General features: G+C 67.4%; 25 protein-coding genes. 21 read left to right on the top strand and 4 right to left on the bottom strand.

The window, feature by feature from the left end:
• Nucleotides 1-49: 49 nt before the first annotated feature.
• The 16 genes from GD429_RS25565 (at nucleotide 50) to GD429_RS25490 (ending at nucleotide 16,725) form a co-directional block, all read left to right on the top strand.
• Nucleotides 50-1,120, top strand: a complete 1,071-nt coding sequence (locus GD429_RS25565; RefSeq protein WP_152861023.1) for an aromatic ring-hydroxylating oxygenase subunit alpha — start codon at nucleotides 50-52, stop codon at nucleotides 1,118-1,120.
• The gene (locus tag GD429_RS25560; RefSeq protein WP_152861021.1) at nucleotides 1,113-1,883 is read left to right on the top strand and encodes an SDR family oxidoreductase; all 771 of its coding nucleotides are present in this window, start codon (nucleotides 1,113-1,115) and stop codon (nucleotides 1,881-1,883) included. Before GD429_RS25565 ends, GD429_RS25560 begins: the two co-directional genes overlap by 8 nt.
• A gap of 29 nt (nucleotides 1,884-1,912) precedes the next feature.
• Nucleotides 1,913-2,440: a cupin domain-containing protein gene (locus GD429_RS25555; RefSeq protein ID WP_152861019.1), complete on the top strand. Its 528-nt coding sequence runs from the start codon at nucleotides 1,913-1,915 to the stop codon at nucleotides 2,438-2,440.
• 18 nt (nucleotides 2,441-2,458) lie between these two features.
• Entirely contained in the window at nucleotides 2,459-3,355 is an 897-nt protein-coding gene (locus GD429_RS25550) for an alpha/beta fold hydrolase (RefSeq protein WP_152861017.1), read from the top strand.
• Nucleotides 3,356-3,434: 79 nt separating this feature from the next.
• The gene (locus GD429_RS25545; protein ID WP_152861015.1) at nucleotides 3,435-4,289 is read left to right on the top strand and encodes an IclR family transcriptional regulator; all 855 of its coding nucleotides are present in this window, start codon (nucleotides 3,435-3,437) and stop codon (nucleotides 4,287-4,289) included.
• A gap of 76 nt (nucleotides 4,290-4,365) precedes the next feature.
• On the top strand, nucleotides 4,366-5,163 hold the full coding sequence (locus tag GD429_RS25540; RefSeq protein WP_152861013.1) for an SDR family oxidoreductase: 798 nt from the start codon (nucleotides 4,366-4,368) through the stop codon (nucleotides 5,161-5,163).
• Nucleotides 5,156-6,823 carry a thiamine pyrophosphate-binding protein gene (locus GD429_RS25535; protein WP_152861011.1) on the top strand — a complete coding sequence of 556 codons (1,668 nt, stop codon included), beginning with the start codon at nucleotides 5,156-5,158 and terminating at the stop codon, nucleotides 6,821-6,823. The genes GD429_RS25540 and GD429_RS25535 overlap by 8 nt, the downstream gene beginning before the upstream one ends.
• Nucleotides 6,816-7,631, top strand: coding sequence for an aspartate dehydrogenase (locus GD429_RS25530; protein WP_152861009.1), 816 nt, complete (start codon nucleotides 6,816-6,818; stop codon nucleotides 7,629-7,631). The genes GD429_RS25535 and GD429_RS25530 overlap by 8 nt, the downstream gene beginning before the upstream one ends.
• An 89-nt stretch (nucleotides 7,632-7,720) precedes the next feature.
• The gene (locus GD429_RS25525) at nucleotides 7,721-9,211 is read left to right on the top strand and encodes an aldehyde dehydrogenase (RefSeq protein ID WP_105392105.1); all 1,491 of its coding nucleotides are present in this window, start codon (nucleotides 7,721-7,723) and stop codon (nucleotides 9,209-9,211) included.
• Between the two features lie 18 nt (nucleotides 9,212-9,229).
• Nucleotides 9,230-10,192: a VOC family protein gene (locus tag GD429_RS25520; protein ID WP_152861007.1), complete on the top strand. Its 963-nt coding sequence runs from the start codon at nucleotides 9,230-9,232 to the stop codon at nucleotides 10,190-10,192.
• On the top strand, nucleotides 10,189-11,433 hold the full coding sequence (locus GD429_RS25515) for an NAD(P)/FAD-dependent oxidoreductase (protein WP_152861005.1): 1,245 nt from the start codon (nucleotides 10,189-10,191) through the stop codon (nucleotides 11,431-11,433). Before GD429_RS25520 ends, GD429_RS25515 begins: the two co-directional genes overlap by 4 nt.
• A 30-nt stretch (nucleotides 11,434-11,463) precedes the next feature.
• Entirely contained in the window at nucleotides 11,464-12,864 is a 1,401-nt protein-coding gene (locus GD429_RS25510; RefSeq protein WP_111019989.1) for an MFS transporter, read from the top strand.
• 200 nt (nucleotides 12,865-13,064) lie between these two features.
• Nucleotides 13,065-13,283 carry a DUF3079 domain-containing protein gene (locus GD429_RS25505; protein ID WP_152861003.1) on the top strand — a complete coding sequence of 73 codons (219 nt, stop codon included), beginning with the start codon at nucleotides 13,065-13,067 and terminating at the stop codon, nucleotides 13,281-13,283.
• Between the two features lie 196 nt (nucleotides 13,284-13,479).
• Complete coding sequence (hcp, locus tag GD429_RS25500; RefSeq protein WP_321574865.1) at nucleotides 13,480-15,147, top strand: hydroxylamine reductase; 1,668 nt, start codon at nucleotides 13,480-13,482, stop codon at nucleotides 15,145-15,147.
• Nucleotides 15,148-15,160: 13 nt separating this feature from the next.
• The gene (locus tag GD429_RS25495; RefSeq protein WP_152861001.1) at nucleotides 15,161-16,183 is read left to right on the top strand and encodes a 2Fe-2S iron-sulfur cluster-binding protein; all 1,023 of its coding nucleotides are present in this window, start codon (nucleotides 15,161-15,163) and stop codon (nucleotides 16,181-16,183) included.
• 128 nt (nucleotides 16,184-16,311) lie between these two features.
• Nucleotides 16,312-16,725, top strand: coding sequence for a PPC domain-containing DNA-binding protein (locus GD429_RS25490; protein ID WP_152860999.1), 414 nt, complete (start codon nucleotides 16,312-16,314; stop codon nucleotides 16,723-16,725).
• A 104-nt stretch (nucleotides 16,726-16,829) separates the two neighbouring features.
• Here the strand turns inward: GD429_RS25490 and acnB are convergent, their stop codons facing one another.
• Nucleotides 16,830-19,415 (bottom strand): bifunctional aconitate hydratase 2/2-methylisocitrate dehydratase, encoded by a 2,586-nt coding sequence (gene acnB, locus GD429_RS25485; RefSeq protein WP_152860997.1) that lies wholly within the window; start codon nucleotides 19,413-19,415, stop codon nucleotides 16,830-16,832.
• A 755-nt stretch (nucleotides 19,416-20,170) separates the two neighbouring features.
• Nucleotides 20,171-20,644: a nuclear transport factor 2 family protein gene (locus GD429_RS25475; protein WP_152860995.1), complete on the bottom strand. Its 474-nt coding sequence runs from the start codon at nucleotides 20,642-20,644 to the stop codon at nucleotides 20,171-20,173.
• Between the two features lie 99 nt (nucleotides 20,645-20,743).
• Between GD429_RS25475 and GD429_RS25470 the strand changes: the two genes are divergently transcribed.
• Nucleotides 20,744-21,088: a hypothetical protein gene (locus GD429_RS25470; RefSeq protein WP_152860993.1), complete on the top strand. Its 345-nt coding sequence runs from the start codon at nucleotides 20,744-20,746 to the stop codon at nucleotides 21,086-21,088.
• Nucleotides 21,089-21,121: 33 nt separating this feature from the next.
• Here GD429_RS25470 and GD429_RS25465 read toward each other — a convergent pair whose 3' ends face one another.
• Together GD429_RS25465 and GD429_RS25460 are read right to left on the bottom strand one after the other, a co-directional pair.
• Nucleotides 21,122-21,370 carry a hypothetical protein gene (locus GD429_RS25465; RefSeq protein ID WP_034180352.1) on the bottom strand — a complete coding sequence of 83 codons (249 nt, stop codon included), beginning with the start codon at nucleotides 21,368-21,370 and terminating at the stop codon, nucleotides 21,122-21,124.
• A 622-nt stretch (nucleotides 21,371-21,992) separates the two neighbouring features.
• Complete coding sequence (locus GD429_RS25460) at nucleotides 21,993-22,427, bottom strand: universal stress protein (RefSeq protein WP_152860991.1); 435 nt, start codon at nucleotides 22,425-22,427, stop codon at nucleotides 21,993-21,995.
• A gap of 369 nt (nucleotides 22,428-22,796) precedes the next feature.
• On the opposite strand from GD429_RS25460, the gene GD429_RS25455 reads away from it, so the two are divergent.
• The 4 genes from GD429_RS25455 (at nucleotide 22,797) to GD429_RS25435 (ending at nucleotide 26,491) form a co-directional block, all read left to right on the top strand.
• Nucleotides 22,797-24,281: an amidase gene (locus GD429_RS25455; RefSeq protein WP_152860989.1), complete on the top strand. Its 1,485-nt coding sequence runs from the start codon at nucleotides 22,797-22,799 to the stop codon at nucleotides 24,279-24,281.
• Nucleotides 24,282-24,554: 273 nt separating this feature from the next.
• Nucleotides 24,555-25,241 carry a hypothetical protein gene (locus tag GD429_RS25445; protein WP_152860985.1) on the top strand — a complete coding sequence of 229 codons (687 nt, stop codon included), beginning with the start codon at nucleotides 24,555-24,557 and terminating at the stop codon, nucleotides 25,239-25,241.
• Nucleotides 25,242-25,364: 123 nt separating this feature from the next.
• Entirely contained in the window at nucleotides 25,365-26,195 is an 831-nt protein-coding gene (locus GD429_RS25440; RefSeq protein ID WP_152860984.1) for an arylamine N-acetyltransferase family protein, read from the top strand.
• Nucleotides 26,196-26,314: 119 nt separating this feature from the next.
• Nucleotides 26,315-26,491 (top strand): ribbon-helix-helix domain-containing protein, encoded by a 177-nt coding sequence (locus tag GD429_RS25435; protein WP_152860982.1) that lies wholly within the window; start codon nucleotides 26,315-26,317, stop codon nucleotides 26,489-26,491.

Here is a 26,491-nt window from a genome sequence, read left to right as displayed (position 1 = left end):
CGAGCGCGCGATCCGCCGACCCGACGACAACCGCATCCGGAGCACACTGATGACGTCCCCCGCACAACACGCTTTCCAACACGACCCGGTCCGTGACTATCTCGACCGCGGCATCAAGAACTACTGGTATCCCGTCGCGCCGAGCTGGCAGGTGTCGAACGCACCCGTCGGCCTCACGCGCCTGTCCGAGCAGATCGTGCTGTGGCGCGATCACGAGGGCAAGGTCCACGCACTCGAGGATCGCTGCCCGCACCGCGGCGCGCGGCTGTCGCTCGGCTGGAACCTCGGCGGCAGCATTGCCTGCTGGTATCACGGCATCGAAGTCGACGGCGGCGGCACGGTCAACCGTGTGCCGGCCGTGTCGAACTGCCCGCTCGAAGGCACGAAGTGCGTGAAGTCCTATCCGGTCGAAGAGAAGGCCGGCGCGATCTTCCTGTGGTTCGGCGACGAAGCGCACGGCGAGCCGGCGCCGCTGAACCTGCCCGAGGAACTGGTCGCCGACGAGTACGGCCACTTCCTGTGCGTGTCGAACTGGAAGTGCAATTACCAGTACGCGATCGACAACGTGATGGACCCGATGCACGGCGCGTACCTGCATGCGACGTCGCACTCGATGGCCGAAGGCGACAAGCAGGCCGACATGCGCGTGCGCAAGACGGAAACGGGCCTGATGTTCGAGAAGATCGGCCAGCGCGACGTGAACTTCGACTGGGTCGAGCTCGGCGAAACCGGCTGCCTGTGGATGCGTCTCGCGATTCCGTACAAGCAGAAGTTCGGCCCGGGCGGCAACTTCGGGATCATCGGTTTCGCGACGCCGGTCGACGGCGACAACTGCCAGGTCTACTTCTGGCGCACGCGCAAGGTCAGCGGCTGGCAGCGCGACGTGTGGCGCTTCATGTACCGCAACCGTCTCGAAGGGTTGCACTGGGACGTGCTCGAGCAGGACCGCTACGTCCTCGAAAGCCTCGCGCCGCAGGCGCGCGATCACGAATACCTGTACCAGCACGACGTCGGCATCACGCGCGTGCGCCGGATGCTGCGCCAGCGTGCGCAGGAACACCTGTCCGCGCTCGACGCGCATCGCGCGGCGCAAGCCGCTTCGGAGCCCGCGAATGGTTGAGCTCGCACCGGTCGTGCCGCTCGCGGGGCGCCGTGTGCTCGTCACCGGCGGCGCGCGCGGTCTCGGCGCGGCGTTCGTGAAGGCGCTCGTCGCCGCGGGCGCGCAGGTCGCGTTCGGCGATGTGCTGGCCGACGAAGGCCGTGCGCTTGCCGCGCAACTGTCGGGAGCCGGCCACGTTGCGCATTTCTTCGCGCTCGACCTGGCCGATCCGGCGAGCGTCGACGCATTCGTCGCGCAGGGCGCGGCGGCGCTCGGCGGCATCGACGCGCTGATCAACAACGCGGCGATCACGAACTCGGGCGGCAAGCTGTCGACGGAGCTCGACGTCGCGACGTGGGACGCCGTGATGAACGTGAACGTGCGCGGCGTGTGGCTCGTGAGCAATGCGGCGCTGCCGCACCTCGCGAAGTCGGGCCGCGGCGCGATCGTGAACCTCGCCTCGGACACCGCGCTGTGGGGTGCGCCGAAGCTGCTCGCGTACGTCGCGAGCAAGGGCGCGGTGATTGCGATGACGCATGCGCAGGCGCGCGAGTTCGGCGCGCACGGCGTGACGGTCAACGCGATCGCGCCGGGGCTGACCGAAGTCGAGGCGACGGCCTACGTGCCGGCCGAGCGCCACGCGTTCTACATGCAGGGCCGCGCGCTGACGCGTGCGCAGGTGCCCGACGACGTGACGGGCCCCGTGCTGTTCCTGCTGTCGGACGGCGCGCGCTTCGTGACGGGCCAACTGCTGCCGGTAAACGGCGGCTTCGTAATGAATTGATGTTTTCACCCTTGATGAAGGAGTTGACGATGGCGGACGCCGATCTCGAACGCAAGTCGTGGGACCAGCCGGAAGGCGCAAGCTTCAACGACTGGATGGAAGGGCGCGTCGCGCGCTACGCGACGCGTCGCTACGACTGGGACGCACTGAAGTTCCAGGCCGACTACGACTCGAAGTACCGCCGTGCGCAGATGCGCTATGTCGGCACCGGCGGCACGGGCGTCGCGAAGGACGTCAACACGGTGCCGGCCGGCAACTTCACGTTCTCGACGATGGTGATCCCGGCCGGCAACATCGGCCCGAGCCACATCCACATCGACGTGGAAGAAATCTTCTTCGTGCTGCGCGGCAAGATGAAGGTGATCTGCGAGCGCGACGGGCAGACGTGGGAGGCGATCCTCGGCGAGCGCGACCTGATCTCGGTGCCGCCCGGCGTATATCGCACGGAAATCAACATCGGCGAGGAAGACGCGCTGATGTGCGTGATGCTCGGCTCGCCGAAGCCGATCACGCCGACGTATCCGCCCGATTCGCCGCTCGCGAAGATCAAGCGTTGAGACGGAGCCGGTGAAGCAATGAGTGTCATCGACAAACGTGAACGCGACCGCACCGCGGCATTCGCAGCGCTGCTCGGGCAGTTTCCCGAGCAGCGTTGCGCGGCCGGCGCGGCGGGCACGATCGGTTATCGCGAGGCCGGCGCGCAGCATGCGGGCCGCGCGCTGCCCGTCGTGCTGCTGCACGGGATCGGCTCGGGCGCCGCATCGTGGGTGTGCCAGCTCGACACGCTCGGTGCATCGCGGCGCGTGCTCGCGTGGGATGCGCCCGGTTATGGCGCGTCGACGCCCGTGCACGGCGCGTCGCCGGCCGCCGCCGATTACGCGGCATCGCTGAACGCGTGGCTCGAGGCACTCGGCATCGAACGCTGCGTGCTGGTCGGGCATTCGCTCGGCGCGATCGTCGCGGGCGGTCTTGCCCGCGTGATGCCCGCGCGGATCGCCGGCCTGCTGCTGGTGTCGCCCGCGGGCGGCTACGGCAGCGCGCCCGCCGAAACGCGCGAATCGCGCCGCGACGCGCGACTCGCGATGCTCGCGGAACTCGGTCCGGCCGGGCTCGCCGAGCAGCGCAGCGGCAACATGCTGTCCGGTTTCGCGAGCGAGGATGCGCGTGCATGGGTGCGCTGGAACATGGCGCGCATCGTGCCGGCAGGCTATGCGCAGGCCACGCATCTGCTCGCGAACGCCGACCTCGCGACCGATCTCGCCGGTTTTCGCGGCCGCACGGCCGTGGCCGTCGGCGCGAACGACGCGATCACGCCGCCCGCCGCATGCGAGCGGATCGCCGCGGCCGCGCACGTCGGGCTGCAGGTGATTCCTCAAGCCGGTCATGCCGGGTACGTGGAAGCGCCGGCCGTTTATTCCGCACTGATCGACACGTTCTGCCGTCAGTGCGATACGCAGTGGGGGCTGGTATGAACGACCCCCACGATCACATTCGTTCGCTGCTCCCCGAGGGGGCGGATGCCTCCCTTGGGGCGGCCCGGCGGGAGACATCATGAGCGACCCGCTGCAACAAGAACCCGAAAACGGCAAGGCCGAAGCCAGCTACGTGGTGCCGGGCCTCGAACGCGGGCTGCGGATTCTCGCCGAATTCTCGCCGCGCGAGCCCGTGCTCGGTGCGCCCGAGTTGTCGAAGCGGCTCGGCATTCCGCGCACGACGGTGTTCCGTCTGCTGCAGACGCTCGAATCGCTCGGCTTCCTCGAGCGCGCGGACAAGGATCGCAACTACAAGCTCGGCATCGCCGTGCTGCGGCTCGGCTTCGAATACCTGAGCTCGCTGGAGCTGACCGATCTCGGCCTGCCGGTGATCGAGAGCCTGCGCGACGCGACCGGTTTCACGACGCACATCGTGATCCGCGATGGCCGCGACGTCGTGTTCGTCGCGAAGGCGCAGAGCCAGTCGCCGGTGTTCAGCTCGATCCGCGTGAACGTCGGCACGCGCTTGCCAGCGTATGCGACGACGCACGGCCATGTGCTGATGGGCGACCTGTCGCTGAAGGAGCTGCGCTCGCTGTATCCGGAAGGCACGCTGAACCGGATGACGAGCGCGACGCCGGAGACGGTCGATGCGTTATACGAAGTGATTCGCGAGGATGCGCTGCGCGGCTATGGCGTCAGCAACTCGTCGTTCGAGCGCGGCATTTCGGTGGTCACGGTGCCCGTGCGCAACGAGACGCAGAAGATCGTCGCGTGCATCACGGTGACGGTGCCGCGGCCGGAGATCGACGCGGCGCTGATCGCGGACGGGCTGATCGACAAGGTGCAGCGCGCGGCGGCGGAACTGTCGCGGCGGCTCAACTACCGCTCGGATGACGAGCACACGTTTATGAAGGCGTTAGGATTGAAATGAGACCCCCACGCTTGCTTCTCGCGCTGCCCCCCGAAGGGGCGGTCAATCCTCTTGGGACGGCCCGGCGAGGATTGACATGATTGAGATCGATCTGACCGGGCAGGTTGCGGTGGTGACGGGCGGTTCGTCCGGCATCGGCCTCGCGACGGCCGAACGGTTCCTGCAGGCCGGCGCATCGGTCGCGATTTGCGGCCGCGACAGCGACCGCCTCGCACGCGCTGCGGCGATGCTCGGCGAAAAATATCCGGGTGCGCAACTGCTCGCCGAGCGCTGCAACGTGCTCGACGAGGCCGACGTGGCCGCGTTCGCACAGGCGGTGTCCGCGCGCTTCGGCCGTGCCGACATGCTGGTGAACAACGCAGGCCAGGGCCGCGTGTCGACCTTCGCCGACACGACCGACGACGCGTGGCGCGAAGAGCTCGAACTGAAGTACTTCAGCATCATCCGCCCGACGCGCGCATTCCTGCCGCTGCTGCGCGACGCGCAGGCGCCGACGATCACCTGCGTGAACTCGCTGCTCGCGCTGCAGCCCGAGTCGCACATGGTCGCGACGTCGTCGGCGCGCGCGGGCGTGCTGAGCCTCGTGAAGTCGCTCGCGACCGAACTGGCGCCGCAGCGCATCCGCGTGAACTCGATCCTGATCGGCATCGTCGAGTCGGGCCAGTGGCGCCGCCGCTACGAAGCGCAGGCGCAACCCGGCGAAAGCTGGGAGGAATGGACGGGTGCGCTCGCGCGCAAGAAGAACATTCCGCTGAATCGCTTCGGCAAGCCCGACGAGGCCGCCTGGGCACTTTTTTATCTCGCAACGCATCTGTCGTCCTACACGACGGGCAGCCATATCGACGTTTCTGGAGGCTTTGCACGCCATGTCTAAAAAAACCACGGTTGGCGAGCTGATTGCCGCCTTTCTCGAGCAGTGCGGCGTGAAAACCGCATTCGGTGTCATCTCGATCCACAACATGCCGATCCTCGACGCGATCAACTCGCGCGGCAACATCCGCTATGTCGGCGCGCGCGGCGAAGCCGGCGCGGTGAACATGGCCGACGGCCTGGCCCGCGTGTCGGGCGGCCTCGGCGTCGCGTTCACGAGCACCGGCACGGCGGCGGGCAACGCGGCCGGCGCGATGGTCGAGGCACTGACGGCCGGCACCGCGATGCTGCACATCACGGGGCAGATCGAGACGCCGTACCTCGATCAGGATCTCGCCTATATCCACGAGGCGCCCGACCAGCTGACGATGCTGGACGCGATCTCGAAGGCCGCGTTCCGCGTGCGCACGGTCGAGACCGTGCTGCCGACGATCCGCGAAGCCATACGCATTGCGCAGACCGCGCCGACGGGCCCCGTGTCGGTCGAGATTCCGATCGACATCCAGGCCGCCGAAATCGAATGGCCGGAAGACCTCGCGCCGGCGCACGTCGCGGTGCGCGAGCATGACGCCGCACGCGTCGCGAAGCTCGCCGACGCACTCGCGGCCAAGCGCCGCCCGCTGCTGTGGCTCGGCGGCGGCGCGCGCCACGCCCGCGACGAAGTCGAACGCCTCGCGAAGCTCGGCTTCGGCGTCGTGACGAGCGTGCAGGGCCGCGGCGTGCTGCCCGAGGATCATCCGGCGACGCTCGGCGCGTTCAACGTGCATGCGTCCGTCGAAGCGTTCTACAAGACCTGCGACGCGCTCGTCGTGGTCGGTTCGCGCCTGCGCGGCAACGAGACGCTGAAGTACAAGCTCGCGCTGCCGCAGCCGCTGTTCCGCGTCGATGCCGATGCGCTCGCGGACAACCGCGGCTACCGCAACGAGCTGTTCGTGCACGGCGATTCGAAGCGCGTGCTGGCCGAACTGGCCGACCTGCTCGAAGGCCGCCTGTCGGTCGATCCGCAGTTCGCGTCCGATCTCGCGGCGGCTCGCGAGCAGGCGGTCGCCGACGTGGCGAAGGGCCTCGGGCCATACAAGCAGCTCGTCGATACGCTGCAGGGCGCCGTCGGCCGCGACTACAACTGGGTGCGCGACGTGACGATCTCGAACAGCACGTGGGGCAACCGCCTGCTGAAGATCTTCGAACCGCGCGCGGGTGTGCATGCGCTCGGCGGCGGCATCGGCCAGGGGATTCAAATGGGCATTGGTGCGGCGCTGGCGGGCGCCGCCGCGAAGACGGTCTGCCTCGTCGGCGACGGCGGCCTGATGGTCAACGTCGGCGAGCTGGTGACGGCCGTGCAGGAAAACGCGAACGTGATGATCGTGCTGATGAACGACCAGTGCTACGGCGTGATCCGCAACATCCAGGACGCGCACTACGGCGGCCGCCGCTGCTTCGTGCAATTGCACCAGCCCGATTTCGCGCAGTTCTGCGCGAGCTTCGGCCTCACGCATTACCGGATCACGTCGCTCGACCAGGCCGAAGCGATCGTGCGCGACGGGATGGCGAAGGAAGGGCCGGTGATGGTCGAAGTCGACATGCTGTCGGTCGGCTCGTTCGCCTCGTCGTTCGCAGGCCCGCCGGTGAAGAAGGAAGCGCCCACGGAGCGCCAGTATGCGTAACGCGCACGCACCCGTCGACGTCGCGATGATCGGCTTCGGCGCGATCGGCGCGGCCGTGTACCACGCAGTCGAGCACGATGCGGCGCTGCGCATCGCGCACGTGATCGTGCCCGACCACCAGCGCGCCGCGGTGCAGAGCGTGCTGGGCGGTGCCGTGGAGGTCGTGTCGTCGGTCGACGCACTGGCCCGCCGCCCCGATTTCGCGCTCGAATGCGCGGGCCACGGTGCGCTCGTCGATCACGTCGTGCCGCTCTTGAAGGCCGGCACCGACTGCGCGGTCGCATCGATCGGCGCGCTGTCCGATCTCGCGCTGCTCGACGTGCTGTCGCGGGCCGCCGACGAAGGCGACGCGACGCTGACGCTGCTGTCCGGCGCGATCGGCGGCATCGACGCGCTGGCTTCCGCGAAGCAGGGCGGCCTCGACGAAGTGCTGTACGTCGGCCGCAAGCCGCCGCTCGGCTGGCTCGGCACGCCGGCCGAGGAGTTGTGCGACCTGCGCACGATGGCCGAAGAGAAGGTGATCTTCGAAGGCACCGCGCGCGACGCCGCGCGGCTGTATCCGAAGAACGCGAATGTCGCGGCGACCGTTGCGCTCGCGGGCCTCGGCCTCGATGCGACGCGCGTGCGACTGATCGCCGATCCGGCCGTCGCGCGCAACGTGCACCGCATCACCGCGCGCGGCGCATTCGGCGAGATGTCGCTGGAAATGAGCGGCAAGCCGCTGCCCGACAACCCGAAGACGTCCGCGCTGACGGCGTTTTGCGCGATCCGCGCGCTGCGCAACCGCGCGGCCCGCTGCGTGATCTGAGCGGCGCTTCGAGAGATTCGGACTATTGAATGTCCGCCCGCGCCACGGCGAGGGCGGGTGCGCAGAGACAGATTTGTGGAACTTGTGACATGACTCCTTTCGATACGAGCCTGGTACCCGACGGCAACATCCTGATCGGCGGCGAGTGGCGGCGCGGCCGTGGCGCGCCCTACGCCAGCATCTATCCGGCCGACCAGTCGGTGAACATGGAAGTGTCGACGGCGAACGCGGAAGACGCGGCCGAAGCCGTCGAAGCCGCCGATGCAGCATGGCGCCGTGCCGACTGGGCCGGGCTGAAGCCGCATCAGCGCGCGCAGGTGCTGTACCGCATCGCGGATCTGATCATGCAGCGCCACGAGGCGCTCGCGAACCTGCAGCGCCGCGACAACGGCAAGCCGATCGGCGAGACGCGCGTGCTGGTGGCCAGCGCCGCGAACACGTTCCGCTATTTCGCGGCCTGCCTCGAAACGCTCGACGAAGAACTGACGCCGTCGCGCGGCGACTACCTGACGATGAGCGTGTACGAGCCGATCGGCGTGATCGCGGCGATCACGCCGTGGAACTCGCCGATCGCGTCCGACGCGCAGAAGCTCGCGCCGGCACTTGCCGGCGGCAACGCGGTGGTGCTCAAGCCGGCCGAAGTCACGCCGCTCGTGTCGCTTGCGCTCGCGCGCATCTGCGAGGAAGCCGGCGTGCCGAAGGGCGTGCTGAGCGTGCTGCCGGGCAAGGGCTCGGTGATCGGCGATGTGCTCGTGCGTCATCCGTTGGTGAAGAAGGTGTCGTTCACCGGCGGCACCGAAGTGGGCCGCGGCATCGCGCGCATCGCGGCCGAGAAGCTGATGCCCGTGTCGCTCGAACTCGGCGGCAAGTCGCCGACGATCGTGTGCGACGACGCCGATCTCGATCATGCGGTCAACGGTGTGCTGTACGGCATTTTCAGCTCGTCGGGCGAAGCGTGCATCGCGGGTTCGCGGCTGTTCGTGCAGCGTGCGGTGTACGACGAATTCATGAAGCGGCTGGTTGCGGGCGCACGCAAGCTGCGCGTGGGCGACCCGACGCGGCCCGATACGCAGATGGGGCCGCTGATCACCGCGAAGCATCGCGAATCGGTGGAGCGCTACGTCGCGCTCGGCCTGGAAGAAGGCGGCCGCCTGCTGTGCGGCGGCGAGCGGCCGTCGGGCGATGGGCGCGAACACGGCTTCTTCTACCAGCCGACGATACTCGAAGGCTTGCCGAACAGCGCGCGCATCTGCCAGGAGGAAATCTTCGGGCCGGTGCTCGTCGCGATGCCGTTCGACGACGAAGCGTCGCTGATCGCGCAGGCGAACGACAGCGTGTTCGGTCTTGCCGCCGGCATCTGGACGCGCGACTACAAGCGCGCGTGGCGCATCGCGCGCGCGCTCGAAACGGGCACCGTCTGGATCAACACGTACAAGCTGTTCTCGATCTCCACGCCGTTCTCGGGTTGGAAGGAGAGCGGAATGGGGCGCGAGAAGGGGCGTCTCGGCATCCGCGAGTACATGCAGCAGAAGAGCCTCTACTGGGGTTTGAACGACGCGCCGCTGCCGTGGGCGAACTGAGCGAAGGGGAATGACGCAATGAGCATTTTGGGAATCGAGCAGATCACGTACGGCGTCGACGATCTCGCGACCTGCCGGCGCTTTTTCGCCGACTGGGGGTTGAAGGAAGTCGCGCACGACGACACACGCGCGCGCTTCGAGACGATGAACGGCTGCACCGTGCTGGCCGTCAACGCCGATGATCCGGCGCTGCCGCCCGCGTTCGAAGCGGGCCCGACGCTGCGCGAAGTGACGTGGGGCGTCGCGACGCAGGGCGAACTCGACGCGCTGCGCACGAAGCTCGCCGGCCAGCCCGGTTATTACTCGCACGACGATGCGGTCGGCTGTATCGACCCGAACGGAATGGCGATCCGCGTCGAAGTCACGCGCAAGCGCGAACTCGACATCACCGGCTCGCCGTCGAACGTGTGGGGCCAGACGCTGCGCGTCGACCGGCCGAGCCCGATCTATGCACGCGCGGTGCCGGTCGAGGTCGGGCATGTCGTGTTCTTCACGAACTGCCTCGACGAACAGGTGAAGTTCTATCACGAGCTGCTCGGCTTCGAGACGTCCGATCGCTACCCGGGCCGCGGCGCGTTCATGCGCTGCGCGCCGCATGGCGGCCACCACGATCTGTTCCTGCTCGCATTGCCGAATGGCAAGCGCGGCCTGAACCACGTCGCGTTCACCGTGCGCGACATCCACGAAGTGTTCGGCGGCGGCATGCATATCGACCGCTGCGGCTGGGAAACGCAACTCGGCCCGGGCCGACACCCGGTGTCGTCCGCGTACTTCTGGTACTTCCAGAATCCGGCCGGCGGCCTGATCGAGTACTACGCGGACGAGGACGTGCTGACGCCCGAATGGCAGCCGCGCGAGTTCGAACCGGGCCCGACCGTGTTTGCAGAATGGGCCGTCGACGGCGGCCTCGACGGCAACACGCGCCGGCAGAAGAACGCGAAGGCGCCGGAAGGCAAGTTCATGACGGAGCGGAAATCATGACCGAAGCGAATACGCAGGCGCAGCCCGCGCCCGGCACGGTCGTCGTGATCGGCGGCGGCCAGGCTGCCGGCTGGGTGCTGAAGACGCTGCGCGCGGAAGGTTACACGGGCCGCCTCGTGATGATCGCCGACGAGCCGCACCTGCCGTACGAACGGCCGCCGCTGTCGAAGGCCGTGCTGGCCGGCGACGCCGATATCGAAACCGTACGCGTCGTGCGCCCGGACGAATTCGACGCGCTCGATATCGAAGCATGGCAGCCGGAACGCGCGGCGTCGATCGACCGCGCGCGCCGCGTGGTGACGACCGCCAGCGGCCGCGAGATCGAATACGACCGGCTCGTGATTGCGACCGGCGGCACGTCGCGCCGCCTGCCGGACGAAATCGTGAGGACGCCGAACCTGCACTACCTGCGCACGCTCGACGAAGCGGCCGCGCTCGGCGAGAAGCTGCGCGCGAGCCAACGTGTGCTCGTGATCGGCGGCGGCTGGATCGGCCTCGAAGTCGCGGCGACCGCGCGCAAGCTCGGCGTCGAGGCGGTCGTGGTCGAAGGCGCGCCGCGCCTGTGCGGCCGCTCGGTGCCGCAGATCGTGTCGGATTTCCTGCTCGACCTTCATCGCGCGAACGGCGTCGACGTGCGTGTCGGCGCGGCGCTCGCGTCGCTCGATGCGCAGCCTGGCGACGCATCGAAGGTGCGCGCGACGCTCGCAGACGGCACGACGATCGACGCCGATTTCGCGGTGGCCGGCATCGGTCTCGCGCTGAACGCGTCGCTCGCGAGCGATGCGGGGCTGGCCGTCGACGACGGCATCGTCGTCGACGAATTCGGCGCGACGAGCGACCCGGCGATCTTCGCGTGCGGCGACGTCGCGAACCATCACAACGGCTGGCTGAAGCGGCGCGTGCGGCTCGAATCGTGGGCCAACGCGCAGAACCAGGCGATCGCGGCCGCGAAGGCCGTGCTCGGCGTGCGCGCGCCGTACGCGGAGATTCCGTGGTTCTGGTCCGATCAGTACGACGTGAACCTGCAGATCCTCGGCGATCTGCCGGCCGATGCGCAGCTCGTCGTGCGCGGCGATCTCGCCGCGCGCCGCGCGACGCTGTTTTTCCTTGGCGACGGGCATGTGAGAGGTGTCATCGCCGTGAACAACGCACGTGAGCTGAAGCTCGCGCGCAAGTGGATGAACCAGGGCCGGGCAGTGGATACGGAAGCCCTGGCAGACACGACCAAAGCGCTTGCCTGACCCGGCAGAGAGACTACGGAGACACCCCGCATGAGCACTTTCGACAACGTCGTGGCCGGTCGCGCCACGATGGAAGCTGCCGCCTCCACGCCCGGCGCGATCATCGCGCGGCTCGAGCGGCTTCCCGGCAACGCGATGCAGATCCGCGCACGCGTGCTGATCGGCACCGCGACGTTCTTCGACGGCTTCGACGTGATCACGATCGCGGCGACGCTGCCGCTGCTGATTCACAAATGGGGGCTGTCGCCGACGCAGATCGGCATGCTGATCGCGTCCGGCGCGATCGGCCAGCTGATCGGCGCATTTCTGTTTCCCGCGCTGGCCGAGAAGCACGGCCGCGTGAAGGCGATTGCGTGGAGCTCGGCCGTGATCGGCATCACGAGCATCGCGTGCGGTTTCGCGCCGACCTTCGAGGTGTTCGTGCTGCTGCGGATCCTGCAGGGGCTCGGGCTCGGCGGCGAGCTGCCGGTTGCCGCGACGTACATCAACGAGATCACGCGCGCGCATGGCCGCGGCCGTTTCGTGCTGCTGTACGAGATCGTGTTCCCGATCGGCCTGCTGGTGTCGATGGCGCTCGGCGCGTGGCTCGTGCCGCGGTTCGGCTGGGAGATCATGTACTTCGTCGGCGGGCTGCCGCTGATCCTGTCGTTCGTGCTCACGCGCCTCGTACCGGAATCGCCGCGCTGGCTCGCATCGCGCGGGCGGCTCGCGGAAGCCGGGCGCGCGGTCGGCGTGTTCGAGGCGTCGGTGCGCGGCGAGCTGCCGCCGGTCACGCAGGCGGCTGCGTTCGACGAGATGGTGCGCCAGCATCCGAAGCGCAAGATGAGCGACCTGTTCAGCGCCGCGTATCGCAAGCGCACGCTCGCGGTGGCGACGCTGTGGGCGACCTGCGGGTTCATCCAGTACGGGCTGTCGACGTGGCTGCCGACGATCTACAAGAACTTCTATCACGCGCCGCTGCAACTCGCGCTGAACCTCGCGGTGATCGGTTCGGTGATGGGCGTGCTCGGGTCGCTGGCGTCGGCGCTGCTCGTCGACAAGCTCGGCCGCAAGCCGGTGATCGTGTGGTCGTTCGTGCTGTGCGCGCTGTCGCTGGCGTTCGCGGGCATCTATCACGCATCGTCGGTGTATGTCGTCGCGGTCTTCTGCTCGCTGTCGCTCGGGTTGATGGCGTCGGGGTTCATTACCGCGTACGTCTATACGCCCGAACAGTATCCGACGAGCATCCGCGCGTCGGGCTGCGGGCTCGGCAGCGCATGGCTGAAGATCGCGTCGTTCGTCGCACCGATGGTCGTGCCGCACGCGATCATCGGCGGGAACCTCGCACCCGCGTTCTACCTGATCGGCATCGTGCCGCTGATCGCGGCGGTGACCGTGCACTTCGTCGGGATCGAGACGAAGGGGAAGGTGTTGGAGGCGCTCGAAGCGTAAGCGCGGCCGGCGGTAACGGACGATGTGCAAATGCCCGGACGATGTCCGGGCATTTTTGTTTGAGGCGATCCAATTGCGTTGCGCGGCGTGCCTAGCCGACGCACGATCGCCACTGCGAAAGAATGCCGCATTGCCGGTGTGCATCGATGAACTAGAGTCGATCGGTAGCGAACGAAACGACACCGGGAGGACAACGCGCGATGGCCAGGAAATTTCCGCTGCACCCCGTGCATCCGGAGAGGATCTGCTGGGGCTGCGACAACTACTGCGCGGCGCACGCGATGCGTTGCGGCAACGGTTCCAGCCGCACGCAGCACCCGAGCGAACTGCTCGGCGACGACTGGTATCGATACGGCGACTGGGGCATCGAATGCGCGGATACCGAAAACGAACACACGACCGAAGCCGGCGAGCAGTGACAGCGACAAGTTGCCTCACCGGCGAGCGTCCCGTTTCTTGATCTGCATCACGGTGGCGAAACGCGTGCCGAAACATCATGAAAAAGATGCATAAGAAACGCATCTTGAAGCGGGCGGGATGCCCGGCGACAAGGAACCCGCGTTCCGCCGCCGTTCGCGCCGACCCGCGCCCCCATGATCGACAAAGGAGAGCACCGTGTTTTGCTATCAATGCGAACAGACCGACCGGACCGGCGCGCGGCCCGGCTGCGCATCGGCGAAAGGCAACTGCGGCAAGGATGCAACGACGGCCGACCTGCAGGACCTGCTGGTCCATGCGGTAAAGGGCATTGCGCAATACGGCGCGGTCGCGCGCGCACTGGGCGCCCCCGATCGCGACGCCGACCGGTTCGTGCTGTACGCGATGTTCACGACGCTGACCAACGTGAACTTCCATGCGGCGCGCTTCGTCGCGTTGCTGCGCGACGCGGCGCAGACGCGCGACCGCCTGAAGGCCGTATGCGAAGCGAAGGCGCGGGCCATGGGAGCGGTCATCCCCGTGCTGCACGGGCCCGCGATGTGGCAGCCGTCAGGCGATCTCGCCGGCCTGCTGGAACAGGCCGCCGCCGTCGGCATCGACTCGGGGCTCGACAAGGTGGGCGCGGATATCGTCGGCCTGCGTGCGCTGGTGCTGTACGGGCTGAAAGGCGTGTGCGCTTACGCGCATCATGCGAGGGTGCTCGGCTACGAGCGCGACGACATCTACGAGGGCGTCGAAGCGGCGCTCGCGTTTCTCGCGCGCGACCCCGACGACGTCGACGCGCTGCTCGCGCAGGCGCTCGAACTCGGTCGGCTGAACCTGACGGTGATGGAACTGCTCGACAGCGCGAACACCGGCCGCTTCGGCGCGCAGCAGCCGACCGCCGTGCGCGTGTCGCCGGTGGCGGGCAAGGCGATCCTCGTGTCGGGCCACGATCTCGGCGATCTGCACGCGCTGCTCGAACAGACGGCCGGCACGGGCATCCATGTGTACACGCACGGCGAAATGCTGCCGGCCCACGCGTACCCGGTGCTCAAGGCATTTCCCCATCTCGTCGGCAACTATGGCGGCGCGTGGCAGGACCAGCAGAGCGACTTCGCGCATTTCCCCGGGCCGATCCTGATGACGTCCAACTGCATCATCGAGCCGATGCCGCAATACCGGCAGCGGATCTTCACGACGGGGCCGGTCGGCTGGCCGGGCGTGCGCCATCTTGAGCATCACGATTTCTCGACGCTGATCCGCGCCGCGCAGGCGCTGCCCGGTTTCCCTGCCACGGCGCCGGAGGAGACGATCACGGTCGGGTTCGGCCGCCATGCAGTGCTCGGCGTCGCGGACAAGGTCATCGACGCGGTCAAGGCCGGACAGATTCGCCACTTCTTCCTGATCGGCGGCTGCGACGGCGCGGCGCCGGGCCGCAACTACTACACGGAGTTCGCGGAGCAGGTACCCGACGATACGGTCGTGATGACGCTGGGTTGCAACAAGTACCGGTTCAACCGGCATGCGTTCGGCGATATCGGCGGCATTCCGCGCCTGCTCGATGTCGGGCAGTGCAACGACAGCTATTCGGCGATCCGGATCGCAACGGCGCTCGCCGACGCGTTCGATTGCGGCGTGAACGATTTGCCGCTGTCGCTCGTGATCTCGTGGTTCGAGCAGAAGGCGGCGGCCGTGCTGCTGACGCTGCTCGCGCTCGGCTTGCGCAACATCCGCCTCGGACCGACGCTGCCGGCGTTCGTCACGCCGGGCGTGCTCGCGGTGCTGGTCGAGCAATTCGGCATCCAGCCGATCGGCGACGCCGGTGCAGATCTTGCCGCTTCGCTGGCGCGCAAGGCCGCTTGAACGGGATCGTTCGATGACCTATCGAATCGAGATCACGACGCGCGACGGTGAGCAGTTCGGCTTCGGATGCGACGCCGAACAGGATCTGCTCACCGCAGCGGCGGACGCCGGCATCACGCTGCCGTCGCAATGCCGGCGCGGAAGCTGCGGCGCGTGCCAGGCGACCGTCGTCGACGGCGCGTACGAGATGCAGGCCGACAGCGCAGGCGTGCTGCCTGCCGGCCAGCGCGGCGCGGTCCTGCTGTGCCGGACCACGCCGCGCGGCGATCTTCGGGTCGCCGCGCCATACGACCGGACCAAGGTGCTGCTGCATCCGGTGCCCGTGCGCACCGCGCGGATCGCGGCGCTCGATGCAATCGCGGCCGACACGATGCGCGTCGAGTTGCAAGTCGAACCCGACGACGCATTCGGCTCGGCCGTCGAGTTCGAGCCCGGCCAGTTCGCCGAGCTGGAGGTGCCGGGCAGCGGCTTGCGCCGGCCGTATTCGCTCGCGAACACGAGCAACTGGGACGGCCGCCTCGAGTTCCTGATCCGGCTGCGGCCGGACGGCTGGTTCTCGACCTACCTGCGCGAGCGCGCACGGCCGGGCGATCCGCTGACCGTGCGCGTTCCGATGGGCGGCTTCGGGCTGTTCGCCGACAGCCTGCGGCCGCGCTGGTTCGTCGCGGGCGGCACGGGGCTCGCGCCGATCCTGTCGATGCTGCGGCGCATGGCCGAGTATCAGGAGATGGCCGATGCGCGGCTGTTCTTCGGCGTCAATCAGGAAAGCGAACTGTTCATGCTCGACGAGCTGACGCGATTGCAGGCCGACCTGCCGCAGTTGCAGGTCGATCTCTGCGTATGGCGGCCCGGCGGGGAGTGGGCCGGGTTGCGAGGCACGCCGGTCGACGCGTTGCGTGCGGCACTTGCGCAAGCCGGAGCGCTGCCGGATATCTACGTGTGCGGGCCGCCGCCGCTCGTGCAGGGTGTGCGGGACGTGGCCGTTGCGGCAGGCGTGCCGGATGCGCAGTTTGCGAGCGAGCGTTTTACCGGGTGACGCCGGCGGGGGAGGCCTGCGCGTTGTCGCGACGCGAGGGCGGCTTTGCCGAGCGTGGGTGACTTGCCGGATTCACGGGCCGAACGTACTCTTTGTCGACACCACGATCCACCAGCGGGTTATCGACCATGCAAGCCCATCCTCTGCGTCTTTCCCCCGGCGACGATCTGCGCGCGTCCGTCGAGGAAGCGTTGCGTTCGCACGGTGCGCACGCGGCATTCGTGATCCAGGGCATCGGCAGCCTGAGCGTCGCGCAGTTGCGCTTTGCCGGCGCCGACTTGCCGACCGAGCTGCGCGGGGACCTCGAAATCCTGACGCTGGCCGGTTCGGTATCGCCGGACGGCGCGCACCTGCACATGTCCGTTTCCGATGCGGGCGGCCGCGTGTCGGGCGGCCATGTGGCGAGCGGCTGCGTGGTGCGCACGACCGCCGAGATCCTGCTCGCGCTGCTTCCCGAGCATCGTTTCTCTCGCGAACCCGATGCGGGTACCGGCTTCAACGAGCTGGTGATCCGTCGCGAGCCGGGCGGCGATGCCGTGTGAGCGTCGCCGGAGCCGCATAAAAAAATGGCGCCGCAAGCATTCAGCCTGCGGCGCCATTGCATGTCGCTGCGACGGGAAAGACCCGCCGCAGCCCGGCAGCGTGCTTACATCTGCACGGTGTCGGCCACTTCCTTGAAGTCTTCGATCTGGTCGAAGTTCATGTACTTGTAGATCTTGTCGCCGTTGGCGCTGAGCACGCCCATGTCGGTCATGTACTCGTCCTTGGTCGGGATCTTGCCCAGGCGCGAGCAGATTGCCGCCAGTTCCGCCGAGCCGAGGTACACGTTCGTGTTCTTGCCGAGACGGTTCGGGAAGTTGCGGGTCGACGTCGACATGACCGTCGCGCCTTCGCGCACCTGTGCCTGGTTACCCATGCACAGCGAGCAGCCCGGCATTTCGGTACGCGCACCGGCCGTGCCGAACACGCCGTAGTGACCTTCTTCGGTCAGTTGCTTCTGGTCCATCTTGGTCGGCGGGGCAACCCACAGCTTGACCGGGATGTCGCGCTTGCCTTCGAGCAGCTTCGACGCCGCACGGAAGTGGCCGATGTTGGTCATGCACGAGCCGATGAACACTTCGTCGATTTTCGCGCCGGCCACGTCGGACAGCGTCTTCACGTCGTCCGGGTCGTTCGGGCATGCGACGATCGGCTCATGGATGTCGGCGAGATCGATCTCGATGACGGCCGCGTAGTCGGCGTCGGCATCCGGCGACAGCAGTTGCGGGTCGGCCAGCCATTGCTCCATCGCCGCGATACGGCGCTGCAGGCTGCGCGGATCCTGGTAGCCCTGCGCGATCATCCACTTCAGCAGCGTGACGTTGCTGTTCAGGTATTCGATGATCGGTTCCTTGTTCAGGTGGACCGTGCAACCGGCGGCCGAACGCTCGGCGGACGCATCCGACAGCTCGAACGCTTGCTCGACCTTCAGGTCGGGCAGGCCTTCGATTTCGAGAATGCGGCCCGAGAAGATGTTCTTCTTGCCTTGCTTGGCGACCGTCAGCATGCCTTGCTTGATCGCGTACAGCGGAATCGCGTTGACGAGGTCACGCAGCGTGACGCCCGGCTGCATCTTGCCCTTGAAGCGGACCAGCACCGATTCCGGCATGTCCAGCGGCATCGTGCCGGTGGCGGCCGCGAAGGCCACCAGGCCCGAGCCTGCCGGGAAGCTGATGCCGATCGGGAAGCGCGTGTGCGAATCGCCGCCGGTGCCGACGGTGTCGGGCAGCAGCATGCGGTTCAGCCACGAGTGGATCACGCCGTCGCCCGGGCGCAGCGCGATACCGCCGCGCGTGCTGATGAAGTTCGGCAGCGTCTGGTGCGTCTTCACGTCGACCGGCTTCGGATAAGCGGCGGTGTGGCAGAACGACTGCATCACGAGGTCGGCCGAGAAGCCGAGGCAGGCGAGATCCTTCAGTTCGTCGCGGGTCATCGGGCCCGTCGTGTCCTGCGAGCCGACCGAGGTCATCTTCGGTTCGCAGTACGTGCCCGGACGGACACCCCGGCCTTCCGGCAAACCGCATGCACGGCCAACCATCTTCTGCGCGAGCGAGAAGCCCTTGCCGCTGTCGGCCGGCTGGTGCGGCAGGCGGAACAGCGTCGACGGCGCGAGGCCCAGCGCTTCGCGTGCCTTCGCGGTCAGGCCGCGGCCGATGATCAGCGGAATGCGGCCGCCGGCGCGCACTTCATCGAACAGCACGTCGGACTTGACCTGGAATTCGGCGATCACTTCGCCGTTCTTCAGCGCCTTGCCGTCATACGGGCGCAGTTCGACCACGTCGCCCATTTCCATCTGCGACACGTCGAGTTCGATCGGCAGCGCGCCTGCATCTTCCATCGTGTTGTAGAAGATCGGGGCGATCTTGCCGCCGAGGCACACGCCGCCGAAACGCTTGTTCGGCACGAACGGGATGTCTTCGCCGGTGAACCACAGCACCGAGTTGGTGGCCGACTTGCGCGAGGAGCCGGTGCCGACCACGTCGCCCACGTACGCGACCAGATGACCCTTTTCCTTCAGCGACTCGATGAACTTGACCGGGCCGCGCTTGCCGTCTTCTTCCGGCGTGATGCCCGGGCGCGCGTTCTTCAGCATCGCCAGCGCGTGCATCGGGATGTCCGGGCGGGTGGTGGCGTCGGGCGCCGGCGACAGGTCGTCGGTGTTGGTTTCGCCCGTCACCTTGAAGACGGTGATGGTCAGGCTTTGCGGCACTTCCGGACGGCTCGTGAACCATTCGGCGTCGGCCCAGCTTTGCAGCACGGCCTTCGCGTGCGCGTTGCCCTTGTCGGCGAGTTCCTTCACGTCATGGAACTGGTCGAACATCAGCAGGGTTTTCTTCAGCGCGTCGGCGGCGACGGCCGCGACTGCGTCGTCGGACAGCAGTTCGATCAGCGGCTGGATGTTGTAGCCGCCCAGCATCGTGCCGAGCAGTTCGGTGGCGCGTTCGCGCGAGATCAGCGGGCAGACGGTCTCGCCCTTGGCCACGGCCGCCAGGAAGCCGGCCTTCACGCGAGCGGCTTCGTCGACGCCGGCCGGCACGCGGTAGGTGATCAGTTCGAGCAGCGTCTGCTCTTCGCCGGCGGGCGGGTTCGTCAGCAGTTCCACCAGTTCGGCGGTTTGCTGAGCCGTCAGCGGCAGGGGAGGAATACCGAGCGCGGCGCGGGCGGCCACGTGAGCACGAAAGTTTTCAAGCATGGGGAGACCTGCTGATAGGCGTTTGAGGGGAAGGCCGTTCCGGCACTCCGGGGCTGTTCCAGGCACTGCTTTGAGCGGGATTCTAATCTCAATGATCTTTAACGTCAAATGTCTTATGTCTTATATAAGAGTTGGCGGGCAAGACGCGGGGGAGCGTGGCGGCACGGGGGAGTCGGCGTTTCAGTGCGTGCTCCGGAGGGTGGCCTGGGAGCCTTTGCGGGCAAGGTATTTCGTGTGGTTCTTGCGGCTGCAGGCTGGAGGGGAGGCGATCTGCGGTGGGCTGCCCGGCTGCGGTTTGGGGGCGTCCGCTGGCGGTAGATCGGTCCTGTCGGGGCCGGTTTTCGTTATGCGGAACAGAGGCTGGCCGTGCGGGGCTGCGCTGGATGACGGCATGTGCCCGGCCAAGGACGCCCTTGGTCTCGATTCCGGGCTCGACGATTCACGGTATCGCGGACACGGCGACGCCGGTCGTATGGCGTGGCGAAAAGCGCTGGATCTACTTCCAGGACGGCGCGATGCTCCCGGTCGTTCGGGCCGGTTCCGGAGGTGTCGTGCTGGCGACCTATCCGAACCTCGATATCGCGGCCGCGAGCGACATACCGCTACGGCAAAGGGCGAGTCGGGCTCGTCGGCCCGCATCCCGAAGCCGATGAAAGCTGGAATTGCCAGTGCCGTCTCACGAACCCGACCGGCATTCGGCCGCACATGGCCTGCGACCTGATCGACGCCACGATGAAGCGATGGCGGCGCGTGTCCTATTTCCGCTTTGCCCGATACGCGTCGAGATTCTTCCGCGCCTGCGCGCGGATCGCGCGTTGCACGAATGGCGTCCAGCCGAGCAGGGTTCCCTTCAGCCCAAGCGCCTGACGCGCCCAGCGCCACAGGTCGAAACTGTCGCGATGCTCGGCGATGAGCCCGTCGCGGAACCGGAAACGCGAGTCGATCCGGTTCACCACCATGCGGCCGGTCGCGCCGAACCGGTAGTGCGCGACCCACTGCGCGCGCCCGGTCTGTTCGTCCGCGTCGACCTCGCCGAACGTCAACGAAAATTCCTGCGCACGCGCGACCAGCATGCGCCACATGTCGCGCGCGAGCTCGCCGCGCAGCTCGCCGAACGCGGGGTCGCCGAAGACGATATCGTCGGCATAGCAGGCGAGCATCGCGTCGATGTCGCGCTGCTGAAAGGCCGTGTAAAAACGCTGGATCAAATCGGTGTTGGGGTGACTCATCTTTTGATTGACTGTTGTTGTAGATGAAGCGGCGTCTCGACGCGATGGCCCGATAGCGGGCGAGCTACTGTATCGGAAATCGAACAGGCGTTGCGCAACGTGAGCGACAGCAGCGCGCGCGATGCCGGCTCCGACACGCCGCTGTGTCCGGTTCCGCCTTCGGTGCAAGGCGACGATCGCAGCGAGTACATGAGCTATAGGCCCGGCCACTACGCGTACGAGATTGTCCGCGACATGCCGGTTCATGTCGACGGCACGTGCTACATCAGCAGGCTGGTCGACTGGTTCGGCGCTTACGGCAAGGATGGCCTGATGGCGCAGATGTCGATGCGTCTTCCCCGCGACGACACGGGCCACGAGCAGACGTTCAGCGTGAACGGCGTCCGGAGCGTGACATCCGTTGCGACATCGATCGAGAAAATGACGGTAAACAGCGGGAATTGACTCGAACGAGCCCGGAACGTCACCGGATTCGCGTCAACGGTTCGCCATCGCGACGTCCCGGTTGCCTCGCCCGGTCACGAGGCAACCCGACATGAACGCCTCGCTCTGGCTGCCGGCGGCCGCCTCGCCGAAGCCGCGGCCGAGCGCGTCGGCCTTCACCTGCGCGGCGCCCTGTTCGCATGCAAGCGGGCTGGCGTCGCGGCCCTGCGCATGCAGGATCGCGCGATCGGCAATGAGATAGGCCAGCAGCGCGAAAACAGCGATATGTACGGCTCGTCTCATGGTTCGTCTCCTCGTCGCTCAAGCGTAACGCGGACACGTTCGGCGAAGCACTTGGGGGTTCCCCCGGTAAACGTCTGCTGAATCGGTGGCCAGGCGGCGTGATCCCGTCACGTTTTTCGTGGTTTCGCGTGCAAAAGGAAGGGACTTTCAGGCTGGCGGCCGGCAGACGAGGATGGGCACGCAGCGCGGCGATCGCGCGACGGATTTCGGCACGACAGGCGCGTGATTCGCGCGAGTTTGACGAATGTCAGGGTACGGGCGGGAGGGGACGGTCGCGCTGCCGCTCAAAGCGATAGCATGAATGCATGATTTGACGGAGCGTGATGACTGGTGAATGCATCGGTTCCGGCAAGCAGGTGCGTGTTGAACATTGCTGTCGAAATAGTGAGGAATCCAAATGCTTAACGTCTCTTCCGTGCTGATCAGTCTCGCTCCGATGTGGGCAATCCTGCTGGTTGCGTCCTCGGCGGCCGCCTATTTCGTGTTCTGGCGCAAGGTCATCAAATAAGTGCTGCGTGACGGGCGGTGCGCGTGCGGCGCGCAACGCGCACACGTACCGCGCCGCTCATTCGTCCATCGCCGGTGCAGCCAGTCTGGAGACTGTCGCCGCGCATCAACGCTGTCATTGCACGGCCGTCACCGGCACATTCGAAATCCGCACCAGCCGGCCCATCACGCTGCGGCGAAACACCGACATCAGCGCATGGAGCGGATCGTGCCTCGGCGCGACGACCACGATCTCGTCGCATCCGGTCTCGGCCGCCACGGCCGCGATCGTATCGGCCACCGGGCCGACCTTCATCACGACGCTGTACTTGACGCCGGCTTCCCGCAGAATCCGCTCCGCCGCGGCCAGGTCGTCGGACGCGAACTTCTCCTCGATCGAGCGTAGCCGCGACAGCGGGTGATAGGCCTCGAGCCGCGTCGATTCGAGCGGCGCCTGAACGTTGATCAGCACGATCTCCGACGCGCACCGCTCGCGATACAGGAATGTCGCGTGGCGAACCGCCTGCAGCGAGCGGGGCGAGTGACCGACCGGAACCAGCAGCTTGAGCATGAACGATGTCCAGGAAGCGAGATGCTTCCAGCGTAGCGCGCAGCCGGAACGAGCAATCTAAAGAGATCGGGCGGTCGCGTAAAAATGTCGTTAACGCGCGCCGTCTCGTGTCGCGCCTATTAGAAATATAAGAAATTTTAGTTTATGCGCATAAACGATTTCATCGATCGGGCCTGCGTGGGCGGCCCGGTGCACGTTGCCCCGATTCAGTCGGATCCGCAATGAATCGCGGCGGATAATATCGAAGGTCGCCGAATCGGCGTCGCGTAGAGTAAAGCATCGGCCGCGGCGCGGCCCCTCTCGGCCGGTTCGGGAGCGACCGCCGCTGACACGCGGCCTGCCATTCCATCCGATTCCAGGAGACCTCGCATGCCGCACGGCGCCCCGCAGCCTCTCGCTCCCGCTTCCATCCCCGTCGACCCGATCGTGCGCCTGTCGGCCGGCGAGCTCGCGTCGGCGATCCGCGGCAAGGCGGTTTCGTGCGTCGAGACGATGCGCGCGTATCTCGACCACGTCGAGCGCGTGAACGGCGCGGTCAACGCGATCGTAGCGCTGCGCGAGCGCGATGCGCTGCTCGCCGAAGCCGCGGAAAAGGATGCAGCGCTGGCGCGCGGCGAGTACCACGGCTGGATGCACGGGATGCCGCAGGCGCCGAAGGATCTGGCGATGACGAAGGGGCTGCGAACGACCTACGGCTCGCCGATCTTCCGCGAGAACGTGCCGCAGGCGGATTCCGTCGGCGTCGCGCGGATGCGCGCGGCCGGCGCGATCTTCATCGGCAAGACCAATACGCCGGAATTCGGGCTCGGGTCGCACACGTACAACGAGGTTTATGGTGCGACGCGCAATCCGTACGACCTGACGAAGAGCGCGGGCGGCAGCAGCGGCGGCACGGCGGCGGCGCTCGCGTCGCGGATGCTGCCGGTGGCGGACGGCAGCGATTTCGGCGGCTCGCTGCGCAATCCGGCCGCGTTCTGCAATATCTACGGCTTTCGCCCGTCGCAGGGGCGCGTGCCGCGCTGGCCGGCCGTCGACGTGTTCGTGCAGCAGCTCGGCATCGAAGGGCCGATGGGCCGCACGGTCGGCGACGTCGCGCAACTGCTCGCGATCCAGGCCGGCTACGACCGCAACGATCCGCTGTCGCTTGCGGAAGATCCGGCCGTGTTCGCGCAGCCGCTCGACGCGGACCTGCGCGGCAAGCGCATCGCGTGGGTCGGCGACTGGGACGGATATCTCGCGACCGAGGCCGGCGTGCTCGCGCAGTGCGAACAAGGGCTGGCAACGCTGCGCGAGATCGGCTGCGACGTCGATGCCGCGCTGCCGGCGTTCGCGCCCGAGCGGATCTGGCGCCTGTGGCTCGCGCACCGGCACCTGCTGTCCGGCGGCGGGCTGCTGGCGCACTATCGCGACCCGGCGCGCCGCGCGCTGCTGAAGCCCGAGGCGATCTACGAGGTGGAAGGGCTGCTCGCGATGCAGGGCGCGGCCGTGTTCGACGCGAGCGTCGAGCGCACCGCATGGCATCAGGCCGTGCTGAGCTTCTTCGATCGCTACGACTTCATCGCGGCGCCGACCGCGCAGGTGTTCCCGTTCGACGTCGACCAGCGCTGGCCGAAGGAGATCGCGGGCCGCGCGATGGACACCTACCACCGCTGGATGGAAACGGTCGTGCCCTGGACGCTGGCCGGCTGCCCGGTGATCAACGTGCCGGTCGGCTTCAACGACGCGGGGCTGCCGATGGGGATGCAGCTGATCGGGCGCCCGCGCGCCGATCTCGCCGTGCTGCAGCTCGCGCGCGGCTACGAGCAGGCGGCCGACTGGGTCGGCTGGCGGCTGCCGGCGTGGATGGCTGCGTAACGTTTCGCGGCCGTTTCCCGGCTGCGATGCGTTTTGCGGCACCGCTCGCAGAGCCCGGAACCCACAGTCATTGATGCAACCGAAGAACGAATTCCGGCACATGCGTGATACCGCGCAGCAAACGCGGATGAATCCGTCCGACCGTGTCCGTCGATCGCGGAATTGCAAGCGGGCGTGCGGCGTGATTTCGTTTCGATGTGTTTCAGTCGTTGCGGCGGCGCGCGGCGCGCTTCGACAATATCGGCCTCAATCATTCCGGCACGAGGGAAACACATGAAGCACATTCGCGCGACGGGCAGGTATCTGGCCTCGGCAGGCATCGCGTTCGGCATCCTGATGAGCGGCGCCGCGCACGCGCAGCTCGATCTGCAGTCGCTCGGCGCATCGCTGCTCGGCGGCGGCCAGCAACAGGCGGCGCCCGCCCAGGGCGGCATCGCGCAACTGCTGCAGGCGTATGTCGGTGCGAACCAGCAGGTGCTGTCCGGCCAGTCGTCGCTCGCGTCGGCGATGGGGCTCACCGGCGCGGCCGGGCAGGCGCAGCAGGCCGCGAGCCAACTGGCCGGCGGCAACGCGCTGACGCCGGCCGCGCTGTCGCAGATGGGCGGCGCGCAGCAGTCGGTGTCGCAGGCGCTCGGCCAGGCTTTCGCGAGCGGTGGCGCGTCGCACGGCCCGATCGACAAGCAGGCGTTCAGCAACGGCCTCGCGTCGCTCGGCCAGGGGCTCACGCAGTATTCGCAACTGCAGTCGGGGCTCGGAAATCTGGGTTCGACCAGTGCCGCGTCGCTGCTGCAGTCGGGCCTGAATCCGCAGAACATGCAGGCCGCGTCGTATATCGCGCAAAGCGCGCCGGGCCAGTTGCAGTCGCTCGCGGCGACGCTCAGCCAGGCCGTGCAGTTCGCGACGAGCCAGGGCATTTCGGTGCCGTCGGTCGCGTCGTCCGCGTTGAAGCTGCTGCCGTAACGTTGCGCGGTGCTGCGCGCGGTGCGGTGCCGGCATCGCGCGCGACGACGGACAATCGCCCTGCACAACATGGGGATTTCGCACGATGCTATCGTGGCGTGTCCCTTTTATCGGTGCAGGTTCATGACTGACTCGTTCGACCTCTCGCGCTATTTCTCCCGCATCGGCTACGACGGCCCGGCCGAGCCGACGCTCGACGTGCTGCGCCGGCTGCATCTGCTGCACCCGCAGGCGATTCCGTTCGAAAACCTCAATCCGCTGACCGGCGCGCGCGTCGCGCTCGACCTGCCCGCGATCGTCGACAAGGTGATCGGGCGCCGCCGCGGCGGCTACTGCTTCGAACTCAACAAGCTGTTCTACACCGCGCTCACGACGATCGGTTTTCGCGTGACGCCGCTGATCGCGCGCGTGCGCTGGATGCGGCCGCCGGAGATCGTCACCGCGCAGACGCACATGCTGCTGCGCATCGATCTCGACGGCGCGGTCTGGCTCGCGGACATCGGCTTCGGCAGCGCGACGCTGACCGCGCCGCTGCACTTCGTGCCGGGCGAGCGGCAACTGACGCCGCACGGCGCGTTTCGCGTGATCGACGCGCCGGTCGACGGCGAATTCGACATGCAGTTCGAGATCCCCGACGGCTGGCAGACCACCTACCGTTTCTCGCTGAAGCCGGCCGAGTGGATCGATTACGACGCCGCGAACTGGTTCACGTCGACGTATCCCGAATCGATCTTCGTGAACGACCTGATCGCGTGCCGCGTGCTGCCGGACGGCCGTGCGGCGCTGCTCAACACCGCGCTGACGCTGCGCGACGCGGCGGGGGCAGGGCGCACCGTCACGTTCGACGACGCGGCCGCGTGGGGCGCGTGCCTGCGCGACACGATCGGTATCGATACGGCGGGGTTCGATCTCGACGCGCTGTTTGCGCGGCTGGCGGCGCGCGCCGCGAAGTAACGACGCGAACCCACGGTGTTCGAGCCGGCGGCCCGCGCGGCGGGCCGCGCCCGATCAAGGAATCCCGCTTTCCACGGCCCGCATTTGACATTTGCTATTTTGCTAGCATACTAGCTTCCATGACTGACGAAGAAGTGAAGCAATTCAACGTGTACCTGCCGCTCAGCCTGATCCGGCAGGTCAAGCATCGCGCCATCGAAACGGAGCAGTCGCTGTCCGCGCTGGTGGCCGACGCGTTGCGCGCATACCTGGCCGCGCCGCAGCCGGGCGCGGGACCTTCCACCAAGGAGAAGTGA

Origin of the sequence: Burkholderia sp. BE17 (genome assembly GCF_009362305.1) — a bacterium.
Lineage (GTDB): Bacteria > Pseudomonadota > Gammaproteobacteria > Burkholderiales > Burkholderiaceae > Burkholderia > Burkholderia pyrrocinia_C.
Note: the sequence above shows the minus strand (reverse complement) of the source record. Positions and strands in the feature narration are given on the sequence as shown.

Excerpts from the sequence above, each read along its gene's own strand:
- GD429_RS25565 (WP_152861023.1), top strand. The coding sequence starts at position 50 with ATGACGTCCCCCGCACAACACGCTTTCCAACACGACCCGGTCCGTGAC.
- GD429_RS25560 (WP_152861021.1), top strand. The coding sequence starts at position 1,113 with ATGGTTGAGCTCGCACCGGTCGTGCCGCTCGCGGGGCGCCGTGTGCTC.
- GD429_RS25555 (WP_152861019.1), top strand. The coding sequence starts at position 1,913 with ATGGCGGACGCCGATCTCGAACGCAAGTCGTGGGACCAGCCGGAAGGC.
- GD429_RS25550 (WP_152861017.1), top strand. The coding sequence starts at position 2,459 with ATGAGTGTCATCGACAAACGTGAACGCGACCGCACCGCGGCATTCGCA.
- GD429_RS25545 (WP_152861015.1), top strand. The coding sequence starts at position 3,435 with ATGAGCGACCCGCTGCAACAAGAACCCGAAAACGGCAAGGCCGAAGCC.
- GD429_RS25540 (WP_152861013.1), top strand. The coding sequence starts at position 4,366 with ATGATTGAGATCGATCTGACCGGGCAGGTTGCGGTGGTGACGGGCGGT.
- GD429_RS25535 (WP_152861011.1), top strand. The coding sequence starts at position 5,156 with ATGTCTAAAAAAACCACGGTTGGCGAGCTGATTGCCGCCTTTCTCGAG.
- GD429_RS25530 (WP_152861009.1), top strand. The coding sequence starts at position 6,816 with ATGCGTAACGCGCACGCACCCGTCGACGTCGCGATGATCGGCTTCGGC.
- GD429_RS25525 (WP_105392105.1), top strand. The coding sequence starts at position 7,721 with ATGACTCCTTTCGATACGAGCCTGGTACCCGACGGCAACATCCTGATC.
- GD429_RS25520 (WP_152861007.1), top strand. The coding sequence starts at position 9,230 with ATGAGCATTTTGGGAATCGAGCAGATCACGTACGGCGTCGACGATCTC.
- GD429_RS25515 (WP_152861005.1), top strand. The coding sequence starts at position 10,189 with ATGACCGAAGCGAATACGCAGGCGCAGCCCGCGCCCGGCACGGTCGTC.
- GD429_RS25510 (WP_111019989.1), top strand. The coding sequence starts at position 11,464 with ATGAGCACTTTCGACAACGTCGTGGCCGGTCGCGCCACGATGGAAGCT.
- GD429_RS25505 (WP_152861003.1), top strand. The coding sequence starts at position 13,065 with ATGGCCAGGAAATTTCCGCTGCACCCCGTGCATCCGGAGAGGATCTGC.
- GD429_RS25495 (WP_152861001.1), top strand. The coding sequence starts at position 15,161 with ATGACCTATCGAATCGAGATCACGACGCGCGACGGTGAGCAGTTCGGC.
- GD429_RS25490 (WP_152860999.1), top strand. The coding sequence starts at position 16,312 with ATGCAAGCCCATCCTCTGCGTCTTTCCCCCGGCGACGATCTGCGCGCG.
- acnB (WP_152860997.1), bottom strand. The coding sequence starts at position 19,415 with ATGCTTGAAAACTTTCGTGCTCACGTGGCCGCCCGCGCCGCGCTCGGT.
- GD429_RS25475 (WP_152860995.1), bottom strand. The coding sequence starts at position 20,644 with ATGAGTCACCCCAACACCGATTTGATCCAGCGTTTTTACACGGCCTTT.
- GD429_RS25465 (WP_034180352.1), bottom strand. The coding sequence starts at position 21,370 with ATGAGACGAGCCGTACATATCGCTGTTTTCGCGCTGCTGGCCTATCTC.
- GD429_RS25460 (WP_152860991.1), bottom strand. The coding sequence starts at position 22,427 with ATGCTCAAGCTGCTGGTTCCGGTCGGTCACTCGCCCCGCTCGCTGCAG.
- GD429_RS25455 (WP_152860989.1), top strand. The coding sequence starts at position 22,797 with ATGCCGCACGGCGCCCCGCAGCCTCTCGCTCCCGCTTCCATCCCCGTC.
- GD429_RS25445 (WP_152860985.1), top strand. The coding sequence starts at position 24,555 with ATGAAGCACATTCGCGCGACGGGCAGGTATCTGGCCTCGGCAGGCATC.
- GD429_RS25440 (WP_152860984.1), top strand. The coding sequence starts at position 25,365 with ATGACTGACTCGTTCGACCTCTCGCGCTATTTCTCCCGCATCGGCTAC.
- GD429_RS25435 (WP_152860982.1), top strand. The coding sequence starts at position 26,315 with ATGACTGACGAAGAAGTGAAGCAATTCAACGTGTACCTGCCGCTCAGC.